A 20,968-nucleotide genomic window follows, 5' to 3' on the forward strand; every position below is an offset into this window, starting at 1 on the left:
AAAGATGACATAGCAGAGGTGCTCGTCGTGTCCATTCCTGGTCAATCCAATTGTGGGTTTGGCTGATGGCAAGGCGGTAGCGAGAGGCGGCCCCATTGGGGCCGCCGAAAGGCGCTATCGTGACGATTTGCGCTTGGGTCTAGGCGTAGGCGTCAGTCCAAGTGCCCGCAGAGCGCGCACGATAGTGCCGTAACTGCCGCGCCCCAATTCCAGTCTAATGTTCACGGGCCCGATAGGCCGTCCTTGCTGTCGCAGCGCTGCGACGGCGTGCTTCACATCGTCTACCGTAACGCCGGGGCGCCCGCCTCGGTTCCTCTTGTTGCTCTCCATGGTGACCTCAGTAGATTCGACCCACGTCGAAATCACTACGTATAGGGACCGTCTTGTGCCGCTCCGCCACTGGGAAACACCGCGTATGCCTTTGCCCCCGGCGTCGCTACGACATGGCCAGGAGGTTTCGTAATCGAAAGTCGTTGCTTGGCGGCACACACGCGTGGACCATAGCGTTGGGTTGGCCCACATCGAGTAGGAGGGAGGATTTGAGCGAAGCCTTGGTGAACTACGTACCGGCTACGACTCGCGCGGTACTCGCAGGATTCGGAGGGAAGGTCTCCGTGCGGTTGGGGCGCAGGGACGTTGTGGTCTCACCCCATGAATTGCCAGGCGAGGTGGAATGGCGTGTGGACTTGTTGGAGTGGTATGCCAAACGACTGGTCATGAACGCCGTTCGACTGACGCCACAGGCACGCATGGCAACATTGGCCCACGCACGAACTGCGCTCCAGCATGAGAATGGGCTGCATCCGCTGGAGGCGCAGGCTGTGGTGATGTCGGCGAGCCAAGTGCTTGACCGCTTGGGATTTCCCGGCTTGTCAGGTCCGCCAGAAGGGTTTCTGCGCGTTGATGGGCAACTCGATAGGGACTGGGATGCGCTGCAACGTCGCTACACCCATATCTTGGCGGCAGGCCGGTAAGGGGCCAGATTTTGCGCACGCGTGCATGCTTGTGGTCACCCTGAACGTCATTGCTGTGCAGTCATCGCATCAAGTCCATGAATCCATTGGCCACCCGAGTTCTCGTTGACGACAGCAGCTTGACGGTAATCCTGCAAGACGGTCGCGAACTTCAAGTGCCGTTGGCTCGGTTTCCTCGCTTAGCGCGAGCCTCAGTTGCTCAGCGTCAATGCGTTCGAATTTCCAAATCTGGTCGAGCGCTGCACTGGGACGAACTCGACGAAGATATCGACGTCGACGAATTGCTACGCGGGCGGGACTAGGTAGTCTGGCTCTTAGCTCGGCTGCAATCCATGCAGATGGGCCAAGCTGTTTCGAGGCGTGAGAGGGGAGTCAATGGCAATCTGGGAGGCGTCGCCGGTAGACGAGCGGCCGGAAATTTCTCTCTATAAATGGTGCATCTTTCGGACCGCTTCCGGGGCGCTGCATTTTGCAGGCGAACGAGCCAACGGCCATGGTCGAGCCAGCTCAACCATCGTTGAGCTAGACCTTAAGACGCGAACGGGAATCACCCGCTCTGGTCGAAAATATCATCTCTGCGGACCCTGTGGGTTGTCAGATGAGGCCGGGTACGTTTGGGACGGTTGGTGTCGTATGAACAACATAACCCGCTACAGGGATGTCACCGACGAGTTGCTCGAGAAAGCCGAGGAATGAGGCAGACCGAAGGTACCTCAGTGCGGAAGGTGCTCTTTCTTGACTACGACCACGTTCTGCATGCGAGTGACGTCTATGTGACCGAGGGCTGCATCGTGCCGTGCGCCCCCCGGGCAACGCTGTTCGAGTTTGCGCCGGTGTTGGATGCACTTTTGGCACCGCATCCCGATGTGGAACTCGTATTGTCGACAGCTTGGGTCGCGGTCGTCGGCTTTCAGCAAGCCCGGGACGCGCTTCCATTGCACTCACTGCGAGCCAGGGTGGCCGGGTCGACGTACGAAGGTCAGTTGTCACCGGCATCAGCGTTCTCCCAGCTCACCAGAGGGGCGCAGGTGCTGCGATACGTGGCACGGTACCACTTGCGAAAGTGGTTGGCGCTCGACGACAGGAAGGATGGCTTCGAGAGTTGCCCGACGAAGCTCATCCGGTGCCAGGAAGGCGTTGGTCTGGGCGACCAGGCAGTGCAAGTCCTATTGGCGCAGCGCTTGTGCGAGACCTTCGGATGACTAGCTGGGCGAGGGGCGCCGTCTCGGTGGCTTCGATGCTGTGTGCCAATCGAGATAGTCAAAATACGACCGACAGAGAACACAAATGAGTACCCAGCAGCGGGCTCCGAGGGCTAGGTCCCATCGTCTTTGCGTTCGGTGGCGGGCAACGGTATGCCATGAGGGTGTGAATCCGTCCGTCCAGTTATCAGTCCCGTCTGAACTCGACGGCGAAATAGACGTAGAGTCAAGCAGCCCGCTCCCAAAGGCAGACGGCGAGCGGTGCCTACTCGCGATGCTCATGACTCTCGAGACCTACTCCAAGAAACTCCAACCTTTGGACCCGGCAGCAAGGCCGACCCAGAAAATGACGGTGAGCGTTCGGCGGCTAACAGTGCGGTCAAGGGTATTGTCCACGCCGATGGCACAATTGAACATCGAGTTGGACGGCGCCGCTGCGTGGGCGACCGTCATGGTCAGCGGGGCATCGCTCCGAGATTGTGGTCCCGTTCAATATGGTGAGGACGACCTGGTTTGGGAAATCGTCCTCAAGATATTGCGCCGCCTCATGTCGGCACCACTGCCTTGACGAGCCTCGTCGTGTATTCCATGGCTGCCTCCCTGCGAAGCTTTACTTCAATTTCTCCGATTCGGAGTCGGCAGTCTGGCGTCGCTTCTTGGTGATGCCCGCCTCCTTGGCCAGCCTTTCGAATTCCTTGGTGGCGGCTTGCACGCTAAGGTAGGACTGTCGCAATAGCTGCCATGGGTCTTGTCCACGAGCCTGGCATTCAGCGGAAAGCTTGAGAAGCAATTCGCCCGCCGCTGGAAGTAGCGTGACGGCATGAGCGAGTGGGTCTTCGCCAGCGTCGCCGCTCCCCCGTATGCGTTCGAGAACATCGCGTTCAACACGGGCATCGCGAGCCTTACGGCGCTCGTCTGCCCGGCGGTCGCCATGCCGCAGAAGCCAAGCCCTGACCAACACGAGGTCGTCGTCGGTCAGGCTTTCGGTGACGGCATCGCTACCATGTAGCCTCGTTGTCCTGGCGAGGCGGAGGAAGGGACGGACGTCGTCGGGGTCTGCATCGATTGGAATCGAGCCAACAGTGACGGTAATGCTGCGCTTGCGGTCTGCACAATATCTATAGCGTACCAACTGCACGGTATTGCCCCCCTTTCGCTGCTTGAAGTGAAGGGTGTTCTTCATTGCATCGCCTCCACTTTCGGTGCTGCCGAAGGTGTGCTGTTCGCCGGCAGCAGGTCGCGCAATGTGATGGGCTGTTCGTCGAACACACGAATCCGGCGCATCTTCGGCATACGCGTAGCCAGCAGCTCGTTAATCGGGGTGAGGGCGCCCGCATGCTGCCCATACTGCTGGGCCAACGCTGGATGCCGCGCGCACCAAAGCGCCTGACGCGGCTTCCATAGTTCCAGTGCGTCCCGATGTAGTGCCAAGACCTGTGACCGGACGGCCGAGAAAAGGGGGCGAGCTCGCATCGAGGCGAGCAACCCCCGCAAGCCCCACGGTTTTTGGCCGTTGCCGCCTTCGCTTCCGTATTCCAGACCTTCGCAGCAGTCCTCGATGCTCCGGCGCAGCTCTCGTATCACGTCCCCACGCAGCTTCCAGGTCCAGGTCGATGTCTGCTTGTAAAAGCCCTTGCGCTTTCCAGCCTTCGCGCTCTCGACCTCCCGCCACTCGCGCTTCGTCGCATAGAGCAGCACATAGTCGCGGAAGGTGATATGCCCGTCAGCTGACATTGCGTCTCGCGCTACCCGCGCGTCTTCACTCTTCATGTCGGCAAGTCCGCCGACACCACCATCGGACAGCAGCCACCAATGAACTTCGTTGCCCACAGGGAAGGCCACGAAGTGCGTCACGGCGATACCCCTTGTGCGGTCATAAGTGCGCTGCCTAGTGTTGCGCGTGATGGGGTAACGTGCCGCCATTTTTGCGACGAATGCGGGCAATTTCTCGCGGCCTATCACGCCGCCGCACCAGATTCGATGCCCTTCTCTGCCGGCAAGAAGCTGGAGGTGCTGCATAAGAGCGGTCTGGTTGCGGGGGACTGCGATGTCGAGAGGGTCCATCTTTGTAGTCATTGAGAGGCTCCTGATGTTTTGTAGTCAGATACCTCTCGTATAGGCACTGTCCTCCGTGACGGTCGATTTGGAGACAAGCGGACGTTGGCAGACTATGAACCCATTAAAAAAATTTCAGGTGGACAGACGCAAAGCCTGACCACCTGAAATTTTTTCGCGATTCGACAGAATCGCCGCTTTGTCTCCAAACCTACCGAGCGAGTTGTGCGGTAGTGCCGCACATGGCGTGCGGCATGCGCAAGGATTTGTGCGGACTGAGGCAGATTGTGCTGGCTCCCTCAGTCTCGAAATGCTCTGATGTCGCGTTGACGCTGTGTTTCAACCGAAGCTGACTACGACGTCGCACAGTTTTTCCAGAGACGGAGGTCTGTGCCCCCTATCCCAAAGCCATGCGAGACGAGCGCCAATGTGCAATGAATTTTTCCCCAAATCTTTGGCCATGCCACATTCTGCGCTCGCGAAGTTACCTGCGTTTGCCCACGCGTCCGCATCGACCTCAGATTGCACCGTGGCTCCCATGTTGGACGACCACGTGATGTATTCTGCGGACCAAATCGTCTCCTCGGGAAACGGCTGGTCCGCATTTCCCCCTAGGGCTCTGAGCAGTGCCGAGTTGTCGCGCTTGTGCTCTTCAGGCCTATCGGTGCCAGTGTCGCTGTCATAGATGGTTAGCACCGGAATTTCAAGGCCCTTGGCGATGAGTAGCGGCTGCAGGAGCGCATGCTTGGCCTGGACCGGTACGATATGCACACCTCTTGCCCTAAAAAGACTCCAACGGTCCGATAGATTTAGCCATGCGTGGATATAAGCGACGTCTTCCCAGCCTTCAACTAGTACTAATCGCTGTGCAAAGAACATCTCATTCAAAGCCGGTTGAAGCACTTGGCTTACCTTTGCCATTGCTCCCATCGGGCGCATCGGTTTTTGCCCCTTTGCTACGGCGAAGGCGGATGCATAGGATTCGTAGGCATACTGCCTTACCACTGACCTTGCGGTTCCCGGAACTCGGCGCACCAAGCGAATGTTCTCAAAGGCATCACCAGAGACAAAGTGGGGGCTGTGGCTAGTAATGAGAATTTGCGCGCCCTTCGCACTCAGGGTTCGAAGCACGTTCGAAAGATGGCGTGCTTGCGGCGGGTGCTGGTACAACTCCGGCTCTTCGCATCCTAGAATTAGAGTGGGGCCATCACCACCACTTTCAGCCAATTCCTGCAGAAGCGAGATGAGAAACGAGCGCTGCAGTCCGTGGCCGAAACGCGCAAGTTGGCCTTCGAATTTCCCCTCGCGCGCCAGCACGCCTGCAAGCGGCTCTTCGACCTGTACCGATTTTTTGGGGTCCTGCTGCCACTGCACCTTCAATCCAGCTTCTGGGTGCGCCCACTCTGACAGCCGCTTTTCCAGCGACTCTGTAATTCCATCAAGAGCAGTTTGGTTTTGCTCGAGTAGTTTTTGATATTGCTCTTGTGCGGCTGTGGAAATTCTCTTAAGTTCATCGGCAAAGTTTACTTTGCCGCGAACGGCTCTGGCCAAGAGGCGGCCAAAGGCACTATTCTTCGCCTCCGCTTGCTCTTCGCTTGCGTCCTTGACGGCCGGAACGTAGACCCACTGCACATGCCTGGCGAGTCGGTTGGCTCCCTTGCTAATGCCATAGAACTGGTCTTCGCTTGGAATGAGCTCGCAGGCATCGGGACGAGCGGTCTCGTATTCTTGGAGAGCGGTGGCCATTGCGTCCTTGGAGGTCGCTTGCGGCAGGTCTTTGAACTGTTCCCGCAATCCCTGATAGATGGCCTTCAGTTCCGCCGCCGGTGCGGCGTCGTTCATTGCCTTGAAGTATGGGGCGAAGGCAGGCATAGCGAGTCGTTGCCCATACTGCTTCACAGGCGCCGTTAGCGTGTTCTCGTCATACGTGGCCTTCGCGGTGACCGCGAGCACGCCCTGCCTGAAGTAGTCGGAAAAATCCTCTTGAGCGTCCTTGCTGAGGTCTGTGAATTCGACAGTAATCTCAACTGGTTCCTTGACATTCTTGGAATAGAAATCTTCAGCTTGTAGGGCGGTGAGGTCGGTAGACGCGTTTTGGGTCTCGCGGAAGAACACGTTCAAAGCGCACAGCACGGTGGACTTTCCAGCACCGTTTGCACCCACTAGACAGGTATGCGGGTCAAATTCGACGGTTTGGTCTTCGAAGGACCTGAAATTCTTGATGCGGACGGACCTAATGCGCACGGCTGGCTCTCCCTTTTGTTGGTAAGGACATCTTCAGTCGGACTGCTTGCCGTAGTATCGCCCATAACAATGCCGGTCCGGAGAACTGAGGTCGGCGCAGCGAGCTTGCTGCGGCCTCTCGGTCGGATGGGAATACATCTGAGACAAAGCTTTTTGGAAAGCGCGAATCAGACGAGGTTGTGTTGGTAGGGGCTGGTGGGAATTGGAGATGGCTGTTTGCTATACGTCCTAGGACAGTTGCGAATTGTGCCAACACTTCGCACAAGGTCAGAGGCGCTGCCAACGCCTGCCATTGCCAACGTTCATCGTCATGCAGTGAGCAGGTCGGCCGCCAACCGACCTTGCTCACTATCTCGTCATTTCTTCCGGCGCTCATCGGTTTGCCACCGATGCCGCAGCGCGTGATGCGTCCCAAAAAGGCGCCCGTCACGTGCCGGAAGGGGGGCGGGGAGTAATCCCCAACGGTTTCCGTTGGGAGTAATCCCCCGCCTCTACTTCATGATGAATGCCACGGATAACCCGTGCGATTCGGAAACGGACGGTCCGCGCGATTTCGCGCGGCCGGGGCGTAATGCCTGTGACCACCGGACTCATCATCCGGTGCGAGCTCCTGATTTGTTGAATGCGGTATGGCGGCGCGATTTCGCGCCGTTGAAGCCCGCCGTCGGCGTGCTACCTGGTGCCCCTGAAAAGGCCCAGATGCACGACGAAAAGCCCCCACGTAGACAGGCAGGGCAGCGCGAGGCCGGTCAACAGTATGTTGACGGGTCGAAGCCTGCAGGGCCGGACATGAAACCGAGTTGGAATCGGTGGAGGAGTCTGGCACGGGAGTGAAGGATGACCGGGGTCGCGCCCGGAAGTGCTTCGCCTCGCCGAGAGCAAAAGCGTGTAAGTGCCCGCGAGGGCATGGGGAGAGTAAGAACCAGCTAGGGCCTGAAGTGCCTGGAATTCCTGGAAACGAGCCGAGAATGTTGCGATGAGTACCACCCCGCTTAATGGGTTCGGGGGTGTGAAATCGGGGGATGCGCCCGAAAGCAAAACGGTTCGTGAGGGACTGGTGGTCTGCTCGCCAAGCTCGACATATCTAACGAAGGCAAAATGGGCGGCGGTCCGGGGAGATGGCTACCCCGGAAACCAACGCCTATAAGACAACTGCTCGCGATGAAGGTCGGGCCACCAGCAATGGTGGGTCAGTCCCGAGATGCAAACTGGAGCGTGCGGTTGAGCGGCCGGCCGTTGGTATACAACGGTCGAGTCGGAAGAGTCGTGACGAGACTCGTGATGAACGAGAGCCCGGGTGGCACCGGGCTCAAGGGGAACGGGCGTCGATGAAAAGACGCCCACCGTCCGCAGCACTGTCTATCAACCTCTCATCGGGTGGCACCGGGGACGGGGATGGCAGGAACGCTGTGGGGTGGAAATCAGGGGTGGCACCTTGATGAACCATCAGTGAAGGAGAGGCAAATGCTCGGTTGCCGAGCGCGGGTCTTCGCACCCTACCTTGATTCATGATTCGGATGCCGGCGGCTCACCGCCGCCGGCTCTCTCTCAGGCATCAAGCCCTGCGAAAAAACCACACGGCCAAACGAAAGCCCACCAACTGGTGGGCTTTCACTTCATTCATATTTGTGATGGCGTGTGCATGAGTCGTAGTTCCTCAAAAGTTCTTATATTTATAGGCTTTTATTTATGCTGTTTTGGTGAGGAAGAACTGTGGAAGGGCAAAGCATCCCCAAGGGCAAAGCGGGTCAGCTTTGCGCCACGTGCTTTACCCTTGCTGGACATGCCGCTTCGGAGCCGGTGTCACCGCGTCAGGGCGCGTGAGTCGCGATGATGCGCACACGCACAGCCAGACTATATAACGGACTCATCCCGTTCCAGTCGCCCTCTAGCTGAACACCCAGGCTGCGCCCCGACTTCCCGCTTGGCGCTTCGAAACGGGCGCGGGGGTCAACCCCTCTCCTCCGTTCGGAGCATCGATTCAGTTGGATGCTCATTGAGCTATAGAACCCGGTTTTTAAACGATGAGGGGAAGTGGAGTTATTGGCTGTTTTTCTCAATATTTTTGGGTGAGCGTAGCTATGCCAATGGACGTTTGGTTGTAACGTCGGAATGCCTAAGCGCGCAACCGTGGCTACGCGGCGCACCCAGCGGTGCGCCGACCTCGATTTCCTCATCAGTTTGCTGCGGTGCCATGCGAACGTTCAAGTCGAAGGCGTTCATACAGTAAGGCTCACCACCCACACAGCACCATCAGTGAACGGTTGGCCAGATACTTCCAAGCATGAGCCCATGCCTACCCTCAGACGACGGGCTCGGCGGCTGTCCCCTCGATTCGAGCGCGGTGCGTATGATGGTCTTCCTGCGTCGTCAGGGGCTCGCAGACCGGCCACGTTGACTTGGCAGCGCTTTCGATGCGCGCTTGATGTTCGAAAAGTCCGGCCGCCGGCGCTGGAATTCCGCCCACGTCGGGAAGTTGGGCGGCAGGCGATGTATGGCACCGAGCTGGGCAGCGGCCTCCAGCAGAGGCTTGGCGGGATACCAGTGGGCGCCATAGAAGGCTTCTCCGGCATTCTTGGCCCGGTTGTCACCTTCCGCGTGTCCGACCAGGTTGTCGCGTACCTCTGTCGGGATGCGAGCCTCTCGCGCTTCGTCAATGAAGGTATGCCTGAAGCTGTAGGTAACGAGCTGCGGGTCGACGATTTCGAGCGTGGTTCGCAGGTAGTCGCCGAGGGCGTTCAGTGCGTAACGGGCACGGTTTTCGGGGCTGGCCGAGGACACTAGCATGGGTAGCAGCCACTGTCCTCGGGGCACGCTGCGCACGTAATCGGCAAAGCCCAAGTCGAGCAGAATGCGGGGCACCGGGAAGCGCCGCAAGCTGACGCCGGTTTTGACGGGGCGTGTGATGCCGTCCACGCCGCGCTCGTCGGCAAAAATGTAAATCCAACTGGCCCCGCCATGACCGGCCTCGTGTGCCACCGCCTTGTCGTCGGATAGCACGATGTCCTCTGGCATCAGGTAGGCAATTTCAAGCGGTCGGGCACCAGTGAAGCGCAGCAACAGCGGGAGCCAATAGGCCACGGCCGGAGCAAGCCGCCTGTCGAAGCCGGGGCCGGCGAACAGCGGGCCTGCAAAATACTGGTCGATGACCGGTTGGGGCAGGGGGTTGCGCTTCTTCTTGTTGCTCTTCTGTTCCTCCGCTTGTGTGCCGCGCAACTGCAGGCCATCCAGCCGGAACGAAAACGGATTGTGGCTCGCCAACTCTCTTTCAATGGCCACGGTGAACAAGGTGCTCAACGCGCTGCGGTACTTCTTCAGCGTGGGGCGCTGCACGCCGCGCTCCGACGCAATATGTTCGAGCCACCGCCGGCCAATGCCTGTTTGCGTCGTGATGGCAGCCAGGGACGCCCGGTCCAGCGGAGCTTGAAGGGCGAACTGCGCGAAGCTCTCTGCATACGCGCGATACTCGTTGACCGTCTTCGTGCCTCCGCTGCGGGTGCGCAGGTTGCTCCAGATGCGGTAGGCATCAAGTAGGGTTGGCCCAACTGACACCGATTGCTCGTCGTCGAGTGGCTCGGCCGGGCGGGGTGGCGTTGCGTGGTAGGCAGCGCCAGCCAAACGCTCCAGACTCAGCTTGAGTGCCTTCAGTTCGGCGCCGACCATGCGCAAGAAGAAGTCGCGTCGGTCCGGACAGTCCGGATGCAGCCTGATTCCCAGTGTGACCGCGAGGTGCTCCTCGACTTCCTCCACCCACCAGTCCGGTGCCGTCATGCGCCGCAGACCCGCTTGAAGGTCTGTCTGCCGTTCCTTCAGGTCGCGCTCATGGTCCGTGAGTTCGTCATCGGTCATGGTCTGCACGTCCATGTCGTGGGCGTCGAGGGAGCGATGCTCCCAGCCGTCGACGAGATAGTTCAGCAGCCTGTGCTCACGCGCGGACAGCGCCTTGTAGGTGACGGGCGGATGGTCGGCAATCACCTGCGGCAGGTCCGCCGCGCTGGCCTGGTGCTCAAGCGTGGCGCGCCACTGGGCCCACTCGTGGGCGATGGAGGGGTAGCGCCGCAGCGCCTCTTGAAATGAGGGGCCAAGCGTCCGCTTGAACTCACGCAGGTCATTGGCATACGGACGCAAGCGCTGCGGAATGCCGACGCGAAAGGTCCAGCCGTTGCGGTCTCGCGGTTTATGTAGATAAGGCAGCCGTGCCACGTTTTTTTCCATCGCGGGATGGTAAAAGCGCGGGGGTCTTTGTACCAGCGCTTTGTACCAGGTTCGAACCGTCGAACAAAGCGTGGAAACGGGGCTAATTCGCACAAGTCTTTTAAAATCAATGACTTGCGAGAGATTCTGACAAGTGCCAGACAAAGAAAAAGCCGCTGAACCTTGCGGGACAGCGGCTTCTCAAATAGATGGTGGCGAATCAGGGATTCGAACCCCGGACCTGCGGATTATGATTCCGTCGCTCTAACCGGCTGAGCTAATTCGCCGAAGAAGACGAATTATGTATGTGCCAGCTGAGGCTGTCAACCCCTGTCGCCATCTTTTTTCAAGATTCTCCGAACCCACCAGCGAGGAGGCATGGCAGAACTCAAAGCCAGAGGCCCCTGCCGGCGGAGGGCTACAAAGACAAAGGCATCAATCCTGCGCGTAGATATCCGAGTCCTTGGTTTCCTTCACGAACAGCATGCCGATCACGAAGGTTGCGAGCGCGATGATGATCGGATACCAGAGCCCCGAGTAGATATCGCCCTTGGCCGCCACGATCGCGAACGCCGTCGCGGGCAGGAAGCCGCCGAACCAGCCGTTGCCGATGTGATAGGGCAGCGACATCGACGTATAGCGGATGCGTGTCGGGAACATCTCCACCAGCATCGCCGCGATAGGTCCGTAGACCATCGTCACGAAGATCACGAGGATGGTCAGGATCACCACGGTCATCGGCCAGTTGAGCTGCGCCGGGTCGGCCTTGTGCGGATAGCCCGCCGATTTCAGCGCCCCCGAGAGCGTCTTCTCGAACGTCGCACCCGCCTCCTTCGCACCAGGCGCCTTGCCGTCGAACGTGTCGATGGTCGTGTCGCCCACCTTGATCTGCGCGAGCGTGCCTGCCGGCGCGGCCACGTTCGAATAGTTCAGGCCCGCCTTCGAGAGCGCGCTCTTGGCGATGTCACACGAGCTCGTGAACTTCGAGGTGCCCACCGGGTTGAACTGGAACGAGCATTCGTCCGGGTTCGCGATCACCACGATCGGCGCGCGTGCCGTTGCGGCTTCGAGCGCCGGGTTCGCGAAGTGCGTGAGCGCCTTGAAGAGCGGGAAGTAGGCGAGCGCGGCGATCAGGCAGCCGGCCATGATGATGGGCTTGCGGCCGATCTTGTCCGAGAGCGCGCCGAAGAACAGGAAGAACGGCGTGCCGATCAGGAGCGCCAGCGCGATCAAGATGTTGGCGCTCGCGCCGTCCACCTTGAGCGTCTGCGTGAGGAAGAACAGCGCGTAGAACTGGCCCGTGTACCAGACCACGGCCTGGCCCGCCGTCACGCCGATCAGCGCGAGGATCACGACCTTGAGGTTCATCCATTGGCCGAACGCTTCGGAGAGCGGCGCCTTCGAGATCTTGCCTTCGGCCTTGATGCGCTTGAACGCCGGCGATTCGTCGAGTTGCAGGCGGATCCACACCGAAACCGCGAGCAGCAGGATCGACGCGACGAACGGAATGCGCCACGCCCACGCGCCGAACTGCTCTTCGCCCACCGTCGTGCGCACGCCGAGGATCACGAGCAGCGAGAGGAACAGGCCGAGCGTTGCCGTGGTCTGGATCCACGAGGTGTAGAAGCCACGGCGTCCGGGCGGGGCATGCTCGGCCACGTAGGTGGCCGCGCCGCCGTACTCGCCGCCGAGCGCCAGGCCCTGCAAGAGGCGCATGCCGATGAAGATCACGGGCGCGGCAATGCCGATCGACGCGTAGCCCGGCAGGAAGCCCACCACGAAGGTGGACAGGCCCATGATGACGATGGTGACGAGGAACGTATGCTTGCGGCCCACGAGGTCGCCGAGGCGCCCGAAGACGATCGCGCCAAACGGCCGCACCGCGAAGCCCGCCGCAAAGCCGAGCAGCGTGAAGATGAAGCCCGCGGTGGGGTTCACGCCGGAGAAGAAGCTTTTGCTGATGTAGGCCGCGAGCGAGCCGGCCAGGTAGAAGTCGTACCACTCGAACACCGTGCCTAGCGACGACGCGAAGATCACGCGTTTTTCGTCGCTGGTCATCGGCGTGTGTGAGACTTGTCCGCCAACGGTTGCCATATGTGTCTCCATTATTGATATGCCGACGTGCTGGTAGGAGCCGCCCGACAGGCGGCCCTGCGAAGCATTATTGGAATGGAAACTTACGGGGTTCTGACGGCGGAGAGGCTTTTTTGAGGCGCTTCCCGGGCGTTCGATGATTCGTTAATTTCTGGCAATTAACGACGAACCGCCGCTAACGTTCGCCTAGCTGTCTCTATCTGTCGAATTCATGCGGGTTGGGTGCGCGCAGGCTAAGGGTAAGTCCCATCCTCGCTTCTGGCGGCTCTGCCGTCAGTTTCGACCGGCCAGGCGTCAGCTTGCGCTGCGCAGACGCAGCGTCACGCGCACCAGCGTGCCGGCAAGACGCGGTTCGAGCTGATAGACGTTGTCTTCGATGGCGAGCGTGCCGCCATGCATCGTCGCGATCTCGCGCACGATCGCGAGCCCGAGGCCGCTGCCCTCGCCGTCGCGCCCGAGGATGCGATAGAAGCGTTCGAGCACGCGCTCGCGCTCGGCTGCGGGAATGCCGATGCCGGTGTCCTCCACCTCCAGATGCACCGCGTGCGCCGCGGGCTCGGGCCGCACGCGCACCGTGATGCGGCCGCCGGCGGGCGTGTAGCGGATCGCGTTGTCGATCAGGTTCGAGAGCATCTCGCGCAGCATGACGGGGTTGCCGTCGACTTGCACTGGCGCCGGCGCCGCGCGCTTCTGCGCGCCGTGCTCGCCGCTCTCATCGTGCAGGTCGTGCGAATCGTGCTCGGGGCCTTCATAGCCCAGGTCCATCTGCTTGGCGAGTGCGGGCTGCACCCAGTCGCGCACCGCGTGACGGGCCACGTCGGCGATGTCGACAGGAATGAAGATTTGCCCCGTCATGCGGTTCTCGGCGCGCGCGAGCGCGAGCAGTTGCGTGACGAGCCGCGCGGCGTGCTCGGAGCTCGTCGCGATCTGCTCGAGCGAGCGGTGCACTTCGGCGGGCGCGTCCTGGCGCAGCGCAAGCTCGGCCTGGGTGCGCAGGCCCGCGAGCGGCGTCTTCATCTGGTGCGCGGCATCGGCGATAAAACGCTTTTGCAGCTGCATGTTCTGTTCGAGGCGCGTGAGCAGGTCGTTGAACGACGTGACGAGCGGTTCGATCTCGGGCGGGGCGCGGCGCGCTTCGAGCGGCGAGAGGTCGTCGGGGCGGCGCATGCGGATGTTCGACTGCAGCGCGTGCAAGGGCGCAAGGCCCCGCGAGAGCCCAAACCAGACCAGCAGGATCGCGAGCGGCAGGATCACGAACTGCGGCAGGATCACGCCCTTGATGATGTCGTTGGCGAGCGTGCGGCGCTTGTCGAGTGTCTCGGCCACCTGCACGAGCACCGGTTGCGAGCCCGCCAGATTCGGCAGCTCGACCGTCGTATAGGCCACGCGGATGTCGATGCCGTGCAGCATGTCGTCGCGGAACTCCACGAGGCCGGCGGGCGGGCGGTCGTCGTCGCGCGGCAGCGGCATCTCGCGGTCGCCGCCCACCAGCTCGCCGCGGCTGCCGAGCACCTGGTAGTACACGCTGTCGACGTTGTCGGCGCGCAGGAAGTCGCGTGTGGAGTCGGGCAGCGTCAGCTCCGCCACGCCGTTGACCGGATGGATCTGGCGCGCGAGCACGTAGGCGTCGGTTTCGAGCGCGCGGTCGAACGGGCCGTTGGCGATCGATTTGGCGACGAGATAGGTGACCGCGATGCTCATCGGCCAGAGCAGCAACAGCGGCGCGAGCATCCAGTCGAGGATCTCGCCGAACAGCGAGCGCGGGCGCGCCGCGGCGGCTTCGGCTTCGTCGGGCGGGGCGAATGGGTTGGCGTAGCGGGCGTCGCGCGCTTCGTCGTCGAGCGCGCCGGCCTCGGCTGCGGACCGCGCGGCGGACCTTGGCGAGGCACCTGAGGTGGCCGGCGCGGGGCGTGCGGCGGGAGCGGGCTCGGCCATCGTTGCGCCTGGCTATTTGTAGTAGTGGCTGGCGGGCATGGCGGGTGGCGCAGCGGCGCCCGACGCATCGGCGCCCGGAACATTGGCGCCTGGCGTATCGGTGCGCGCCGCCGCTGCGGAATTGGCCGTGGCCGTAGCCGGTGTGTTCACAGGCGCGTTCGCCGGATTCGCCTCCTTTTCGAGGCAGTATCCGAGCCCGCGCACGGTCACGATGCGCACGCCGCCCGTTTCGAGCTTTTTGCGCAGCCGGTGCACGTAGACCTCGATGGCGTTGTTGCTCACTTCCTCGCCCCATTCGCACAGATGATCGACGAGCTGTTCCTTCGAGACGAGCCGCCCGAGCCGCTGCAGCAGCACTTCGAGCACGCCGAGCTCGCGCGCCGACAAATCGAGCACCTGGTCGTTGATGCGCGCCACGCGCCCGACCTGGTCGAACGCGAGCGCGCCATGGCGCACGACCGTGGGGCCGCCGCCCGCGCCGCGCCGCGTGAGCGCGCGCACGCGCGCCTCGAGCTCGTTGAGCGCGAAGGGCTTGGCCATGTAGTCGTCGGCGCCGAGATCGAGGCCTTTCACGCGTTCGTCCACGCTGTCGGCGGCGGTGAGGATCAGGACGGGGAGGGTGGAATTGCGCGCGCGCAAGCGGCGCAGCACTTCGAGGCCCGGCATTTTCGGCAGGCCCAGATCGAGGATCAGGAGGTCGAACGACTGCATCGACAAGGCTGTGTCGGCGTCCACGCCGTGACGCACGTGATCGACGGCATAGCCCGACTGGCGGAGTGATCGGACGAGGCCGTCCGCGAGTATGCTGTCGTCTTCGGCAATGAGGATTCGCATGTGCGCCAGCGTCGCCATCGAAGCGCTTTGAAGCCCGCGCTTGGCTGCTCGTTTTGCGCTTCGCGTTTGCGCGCAGCGCTCCCGGCAGGGGGCGAGCCCGGTGAGCGTCGGGCGGCGGTCTCCGAAAATTCGCGGTTTCGGCACGCACGGTTACTAAAACGGGCTTGCCAAAACTACTGTTTTTTTATACAGTGTCTGCGTTCGTGTGCGCTTGCTCAAATGAGCCTCGCGCATCGTCACGAGACGCCGTTCATCATAGCAAAGGACGATTCATGGAAGATAGCAAGAAAGGCTCGGCTGGGCTGACTGCTGAAAAGAGCAAGGCGCTGGCCGCCGCGCTCGCGCAGATCGAAAAGCAGTTCGGCAAAGGGTCGATCATGCGACTCGGCGACGGCGATGTGGTCGAGGACATCCAGGTGGTCTCCACCGGCTCGCTCGGCCTTGACATTGCGCTCGGCGTGGGCGGTCTGCCGCGCGGCCGGGTGGTCGAGATCTACGGTCCGGAATCGTCGGGCAAGACCACCCTCACGCTGCAAGTGATCGCCGAATTGCAGAAGCTCGGCGGCACGGCAGCGTTTATCGACGCGGAACACGCGCTCGATGTGCAATACGCTTCCAAGCTCGGCGTGAATGTGCCGGAGCTGCTCATCTCGCAGCCGGACACGGGCGAGCAGGCGCTTGAAATTACCGATGCTCTCGTGCGTTCGGGCTCGATCGACATGATCGTGATCGACTCGGTCGCGGCGCTCGTGCCGAAGGCTGAAATCGAAGGCGAAATGGGCGACTCGCTGCCGGGTCTGCAGGCGCGTCTGATGTCGCAGGCGCTGCGCAAGCTCACGGGCACGATCAAGAAGACCAACTGCATGGTCATCTTCATCAACCAGATCCGCATGAAGATCGGCGTGATGTTCGGCAACCCGGAAACCACCACGGGCGGCAACGCGCTCAAGTTCTACTCGTCGGTGCGTCTGGACATTCGCCGTATTGGCTCGATCAAGAAGAACGACGAAGTGATCGGCAGCGAAACGCGCGTGAAGGTCGTGAAGAACAAGGTCTCGCCGCCGTTCCGCGAAGCCGTGTTCGACATCCTCTACGGCGAAGGCATCTCGCGTCAGGGCGAAATCATCGACCTCGGCGTGCAGGCCAAGATCGTGGATAAGGCCGGTGCGTGGTACAGCTATAACGGCGAGCGCATTGGCCAGGGCAAGGATAACGCGCGCGAATTCCTGCGTGAGAATGCGGACATCGCTCGTGAGATCGAAAACCGCATCCGCGAATCGCTCGGCGTGAGCTCGATGCCTGATGGCGTCAAGGATTCCGGCGAAGTCGAAGTCGCGGACGAAGAATAAGCCCCGAAGTTAAGTCCTGAAATCGGCGCCAGAGAGTCAGCACTACCGTGATGCGCAAGGGTGGGTCCGCCTCCGTGCCGCATGATGTGGCCGCCACTTCTGCGGCAACATCCGCGGCACCTTCTTCAGCTTCGGACGAGGCGGAACACCCGCGTGAGGCGCGGCGCTCCACGCGCCGCGCCGCCGCACGCACCAACACGCAATGCGCCGACACGCAATGCGCCGACACGCAAAGCCGCGACGTCCATGCGGGCGCTCGCGGCTTTGCGCATTCACCCCCCCAAGATCTGGACGACGAAGGCAGGGCGGTGTTCGAAGTGCCGTTCGAAGCATTTTTCGACGCGTCCGCAGCGGGTTCGTCCGAAGCGCCACACGAATCGCAACCCGAGCCGCACCACGAACCCCCGACGCCGCAAGCCGACCGCTTCGAGCGCAGCTCCACCTCGCGCATGTCGCGCAACGCCCGCAAGAACGAGACATCGGGCAAGCAGCGTCCCGAGCGCTCGCTCAAGGGGCGTGCACTCGGCTATCTCTCGCGCCGCGAATACAGCCGTGCGGAGCTTTCGCGCAAGCTCATGCCCTATACCGAAAACGCCGACGAACTCGAAGCGCTGCTCGACGCGCTCGAACGCGAAGGCTGGCTCTCCGACGCACGCTTTGCAGAAAGCGTCGTGTATCGCCGCGCCGCGCGCGTGGGGGCGGGGCGCATCGTCAGCGAGCTCAAGCGCCATGCCGTGGGCGACGCGCTCATCGAAGAAGTGAACGCGCAATTGCGCGAGACCGAGCTCGCGCGTGCCCGTGCCGTCTGGCAGAAGAAGTACGGCCAGTTGCCCGAGACGTCCGCCGAGCGCGCGCGTCAGGCCCGTTTTCTGGCCGCGCGCGGCTTTTCGATGTCGATCATCGGCAAGATTTTGAAGGGCATTGAAGACAGCTTCGACGGCGAGTGGCCGGAAAACTGATTCGGCTGGCTCAAAAATCGCTTGCGGCCAAGCCCCGCTGGGCACTGTGGGTTCGCTGCTGTCTCAAATACCCGGTATGCTAAAATCGGGAAGTTTTCCTGTCCGGTCTTACCTCTAGCATGCCGCTTTCTTCGCCAGCGCCTCGCCAGTTGCGTCATCAGCGCGCTATCCGGGCGGTTGCCTATGAGCGCGAAGACGGTCTATGGGACATCGACGCGTGCCTGACCGACCATAAGCCACGCGACGTGCCGCTCGCCGCCGGTGTCCGGCCCAACGGTTTGCCGATCCATGAACTCTGGCTCCGCATCACGATCGATCGCAAGCTCAACGTCGTCGACGCAGAAGCGTCGTCCGACTGGGTGCCATATGACGGTCAGTGCCAGAACGCCAATCCCGCCTATCGGGCCCTTATCGGGCTCAATCTCCTCCAGAATTTCCGCCGCGAAGCGGGCCGGCTCCTTGCCGGCACCGTCGGTTGCACGCACCTCACCGAAATGTTGGGCGTGTTGCCGACCGTCGCTATCCAGGCGTTCGTTGGAGCAGTGTGGGATACATCGAAAGGAACGCCGGGCGAAGAGTCCGGACCGGAATCCGGCAAGACTGCCGACGGCGCAGCCGCCGGCGAAAAGCCGCCTTTCCAGCTCGGCCGCTGCCACGCGCTGCGGTTCGACGGCGAGGCGGTCAAGCAGTTTTATCCGCGCTGGTATGGCCATGCACCGCGTTCAATAGAGCGTGGTACGGAGACCGCCAGCGTGCGCGACAAGCCAGGCCAGAGCCAAGAGGGCAACGCCGACGCCGTCGTGCATGAATAACAACAGCGGAAACGAAGTTCACTCCAACTCTCAGACTGAAGGAATCACGCATGAAGATTCACGAGTACCAGGGTAAGGAAATCCTGCGGAAATTCGGCGTCGCGGTACCGCGCGGCAAGCCGGTGTTTTCGGTGGATGACGCGGTCAAGGCCGCTGAAGAGCTGGGCGGCCCGGTGTGGGTCGTCAAGGCGCAGATTCACGCGGGCGGTCGCGGCAAGGGCGGCGGCGTGAAGGTGGCGAAGACGCTGGATCAAGTGCGCGAATATGCGAACCAGATTCTCGGCATGCAGCTCGTCACGCACCAGACCGGTCCGGAGGGCCAGAAGGTCAACCGTCTGCTGATCGAAGAAGGCGCTGACATCAAGCAGGAACTGTATGTCAGCCTCGTCGTTGATCGCGTGTCGCAAAAGATCGTTCTGATGGGTTCGAGCGAAGGCGGCATGGACATCGAAGAAGTTGCCGAAACGCACCCGGAACTGATCCACAAGGTCATCGTCGATCCGTCGACCGGTCTGCTCGACGCTCAGGCCGACGACCTCGCCGCGAAGATCGGCGTGCCGGCTGGCTCGATTGCGCAAGCGCGTGAAATCCTGAAGGGCCTGTACAAGGCATTCTGGGAAACCGATGCGTCGCTGGCTGAAATCAACCCGCTGAACGTCACGGGCGACGGCAAGGTCATCGCACTCGACGCGAAGTTCAACTTCGACGCGAACGCACTGTTCCGTCATCCGGAAATCGTCGCTTACCGCGATCTGGACGAAGAAGATCCGGCCGAAGTCGAAGCCTCGAAGTTCGACCTTGCGTACATCTCGCTCGACGGCAACATCGGCTGTCTGGTGAACGGCGCGGGCCTCGCGATGGCGACGATGGACACCATCAAGCTGTTCGGCGGCGAACCGGCGAACTTCCTCGACGTGGGCGGCGGCGCGACGACCGAGAAGGTCACCGAAGCGTTCAAGCTCATGCTGAAGAACCCGGGCCTGAAGGCGATCCTCGTGAACATCTTCGGCGGCATCATGCGCTGCGACGTGATCGCGGAAGGCGTGATCGCGGCGTCGAAGGCCGTTGACCTGAAGGTGCCGCTCGTCGTGCGCATGAAGGGCACGAACGAGGACCTCGGCAAGAAGATGCTGGCCGACTCGGGCCTGCCGATCATCTCGGCGGACAGCATGGAAGAGGCTGCGCAGAAGGTTGTCGCGGCTGCCGAAGGCAAGTAATTTTCAGCGGATACGAATGGCGCGGTGCCGGCGCGAAGCCCGCTGCAAGGCGGACGACGCGACGCGCGGCGTCAAGCGAACAGAGGTCAATACATGTCGATTCTGATCAACAAAGACACCAAGGTCATCACGCAGGGCATTACCGGCAAGACCGGTCAGTTCCACACCCGTGCCTGCCGTGAGTACGCCAACGGCCGCGAAGCATTCGTCGCGGGCGTGAACCCGAAGAAGGCCGGCGAGGACTTCGAAGGCATCCCCATTTACGCCAACGTGCGTGAAGCGAAGGACGCTACCGGCGCGACCGTTTCGGTCATCTACGTGCCGCCCGCAGGCGCTGCTGCTGCGATCTGGGAAGCCGTCGAGGCCGACCTCGATCTGGCGATCTGCATCACGGAAGGCATTCCGGTGCGCGACATGATCGAAGTGAAGGACCGTATGCGCCGCGAAGGCCGCAAGACGCTGCTCCTCGGCCCGAACTGCCCCGGCACGATCACGCCGGACGAGCTGAAGATCGGCATCATGCCGGGTCACATCCACCGCAAGGGCCGCATCGGCGTCGTGTCGCGCTCGGGCACGCTGACGTATGAAGCGGTTGCCCAGCTGACCGCGATCGGCCTCGGCCAGTCGTCGGCAGTCGGTATCGGCGGCGACCCGATCAACGGTCTGAAGCACATCGACGTCATGAAGATGTTCAACGACGATCCGGATACGGACGCCGTGATCATGATCGGCGAAATCGGCGGTCCGGACGAAGCCAATGCTGCCGAGTGGATCAAGGACAACATGAAGAAGCCGGTCGTCGGCTTCATCGCGGGCGTCACGGCGCCTCCGGGCAAGCGCATGGGCCACGCCGGCGCGCTGATCTCGGGCGGTGCGGATACGGCCGACGCGAAGCTGGAAATCATGGACGGCTGCGGCATCAAGGTGACGCGCAACCCGTCGGAAATGGGCCGTCTGCTGAAGTCGGTGCTGTAATTTCGACGCTGTAAATTTCAAAATTCACCGGTGCCCGCGCGTCCGTTACGCGCTGGGCGCAGGCGTTTTTTGATATGCTTGCGGAATCCTTTCGCGAGGTTTCCGCGAGGTTTCCGGATAAAGG

At 61.6% G+C, this 20,968-nt stretch carries 15 protein-coding genes and 1 tRNA gene; 8 read left to right on the plus strand and 8 right to left on the minus strand.

The features are described 5' to 3' along the window. Positions 1-539: 539 nt before the first annotated feature. The 3 genes from EYW47_RS07875 (at position 540) to EYW47_RS07885 (ending at position 2,176) form a co-directional block, all read left to right on the plus strand. Positions 540-974: a hypothetical protein gene (locus EYW47_RS07875; RefSeq protein WP_133194322.1), complete on the plus strand. Its 435-nt coding sequence runs from the start codon at positions 540-542 to the stop codon at positions 972-974. A 77-nt stretch (positions 975-1,051) separates the two neighbouring features. Next, a complete protein-coding gene (locus tag EYW47_RS07880) occupies positions 1,052-1,276 on the plus strand; it encodes a DUF2442 domain-containing protein (protein ID WP_133194323.1) in 225 nt (74 codons plus the stop codon). Positions 1,277-1,666: 390 nt separating this feature from the next. Beyond that, positions 1,667-2,176, plus strand: a complete 510-nt coding sequence (locus EYW47_RS07885) for an HAD domain-containing protein (protein WP_133194324.1) — start codon at positions 1,667-1,669, stop codon at positions 2,174-2,176. Positions 2,177-2,786: 610 nt separating this feature from the next. Here EYW47_RS07885 and EYW47_RS07890 read toward each other — a convergent pair. The 8 genes from EYW47_RS07890 to EYW47_RS07925 all read right to left on the minus strand — a co-directional run bounded on the left by EYW47_RS07890 (position 2,787) and on the right by EYW47_RS07925 (position 15,532). Then, the gene (locus EYW47_RS07890) at positions 2,787-3,359 is read right to left on the minus strand and encodes a hypothetical protein (protein ID WP_133194325.1); all 573 of its coding nucleotides are present in this window, start codon (positions 3,357-3,359) and stop codon (positions 2,787-2,789) included. After that, complete coding sequence (locus EYW47_RS07895) at positions 3,356-4,252, minus strand: hypothetical protein (RefSeq protein ID WP_133194326.1); 897 nt, start codon at positions 4,250-4,252, stop codon at positions 3,356-3,358. The genes EYW47_RS07890 and EYW47_RS07895 overlap by 4 nt, the downstream gene beginning before the upstream one ends. Before the next feature lie 318 nt (positions 4,253-4,570). Next, positions 4,571-6,475, minus strand: coding sequence for an ATP-dependent nuclease (locus tag EYW47_RS07900; RefSeq protein ID WP_133194327.1), 1,905 nt, complete (start codon positions 6,473-6,475; stop codon positions 4,571-4,573). 2,370 nt (positions 6,476-8,845) lie between these two features. Next, positions 8,846-10,690 carry a site-specific integrase gene (locus EYW47_RS07905; protein WP_133194328.1) on the minus strand — a complete coding sequence of 615 codons (1,845 nt, stop codon included), beginning with the start codon at positions 10,688-10,690 and terminating at the stop codon, positions 8,846-8,848. Between the two features lie 189 nt (positions 10,691-10,879). After that, positions 10,880-10,956 (minus strand) — tRNA-Met (locus EYW47_RS07910). 148 nt (positions 10,957-11,104) lie between these two features. Next, positions 11,105-12,763, minus strand: coding sequence for an MFS transporter (locus EYW47_RS07915; protein WP_133194329.1), 1,659 nt, complete (start codon positions 12,761-12,763; stop codon positions 11,105-11,107). Positions 12,764-13,057: 294 nt separating this feature from the next. Further along, the gene (locus EYW47_RS07920) at positions 13,058-14,698 is read right to left on the minus strand and encodes a sensor histidine kinase (RefSeq protein ID WP_133194330.1); all 1,641 of its coding nucleotides are present in this window, start codon (positions 14,696-14,698) and stop codon (positions 13,058-13,060) included. Positions 14,699-14,710: 12 nt separating this feature from the next. Further along, positions 14,711-15,532 (minus strand): response regulator transcription factor, encoded by an 822-nt coding sequence (locus EYW47_RS07925; RefSeq protein WP_133194331.1) that lies wholly within the window; start codon positions 15,530-15,532, stop codon positions 14,711-14,713. 272 nt (positions 15,533-15,804) lie between these two features. Between EYW47_RS07925 and recA the strand changes: the two genes are divergently transcribed. From recA to sucD, 5 genes are all read left to right on the plus strand, one after another. Then, on the plus strand, positions 15,805-16,881 hold the full coding sequence (gene recA, locus EYW47_RS07930; protein ID WP_133194332.1) for a recombinase RecA: 1,077 nt from the start codon (positions 15,805-15,807) through the stop codon (positions 16,879-16,881). A gap of 86 nt (positions 16,882-16,967) precedes the next feature. Beyond that, positions 16,968-17,840 (plus strand): recombination regulator RecX, encoded by an 873-nt coding sequence (recX, locus tag EYW47_RS07935; protein ID WP_240763600.1) that lies wholly within the window; start codon positions 16,968-16,970, stop codon positions 17,838-17,840. Positions 17,841-17,959: 119 nt separating this feature from the next. Further along, the gene (locus EYW47_RS07940; RefSeq protein ID WP_133194334.1) at positions 17,960-18,652 is read left to right on the plus strand and encodes a DUF2889 domain-containing protein; all 693 of its coding nucleotides are present in this window, start codon (positions 17,960-17,962) and stop codon (positions 18,650-18,652) included. 50 nt (positions 18,653-18,702) lie between these two features. Continuing rightward, a complete protein-coding gene (gene sucC / locus EYW47_RS07945) occupies positions 18,703-19,869 on the plus strand; it encodes an ADP-forming succinate--CoA ligase subunit beta (RefSeq protein ID WP_133194335.1) in 1,167 nt (388 codons plus the stop codon). 93 nt (positions 19,870-19,962) lie between these two features. Then, entirely contained in the window at positions 19,963-20,844 is an 882-nt protein-coding gene (gene sucD / locus EYW47_RS07950; RefSeq protein ID WP_133194336.1) for a succinate--CoA ligase subunit alpha, read from the plus strand. Positions 20,845-20,968: the final 124 nt, after the last annotated feature.

The sequence above is a fragment of the Paraburkholderia silviterrae genome (genome assembly GCF_004353915.1).
Lineage (GTDB): Bacteria > Pseudomonadota > Gammaproteobacteria > Burkholderiales > Burkholderiaceae > Paraburkholderia > Paraburkholderia silviterrae.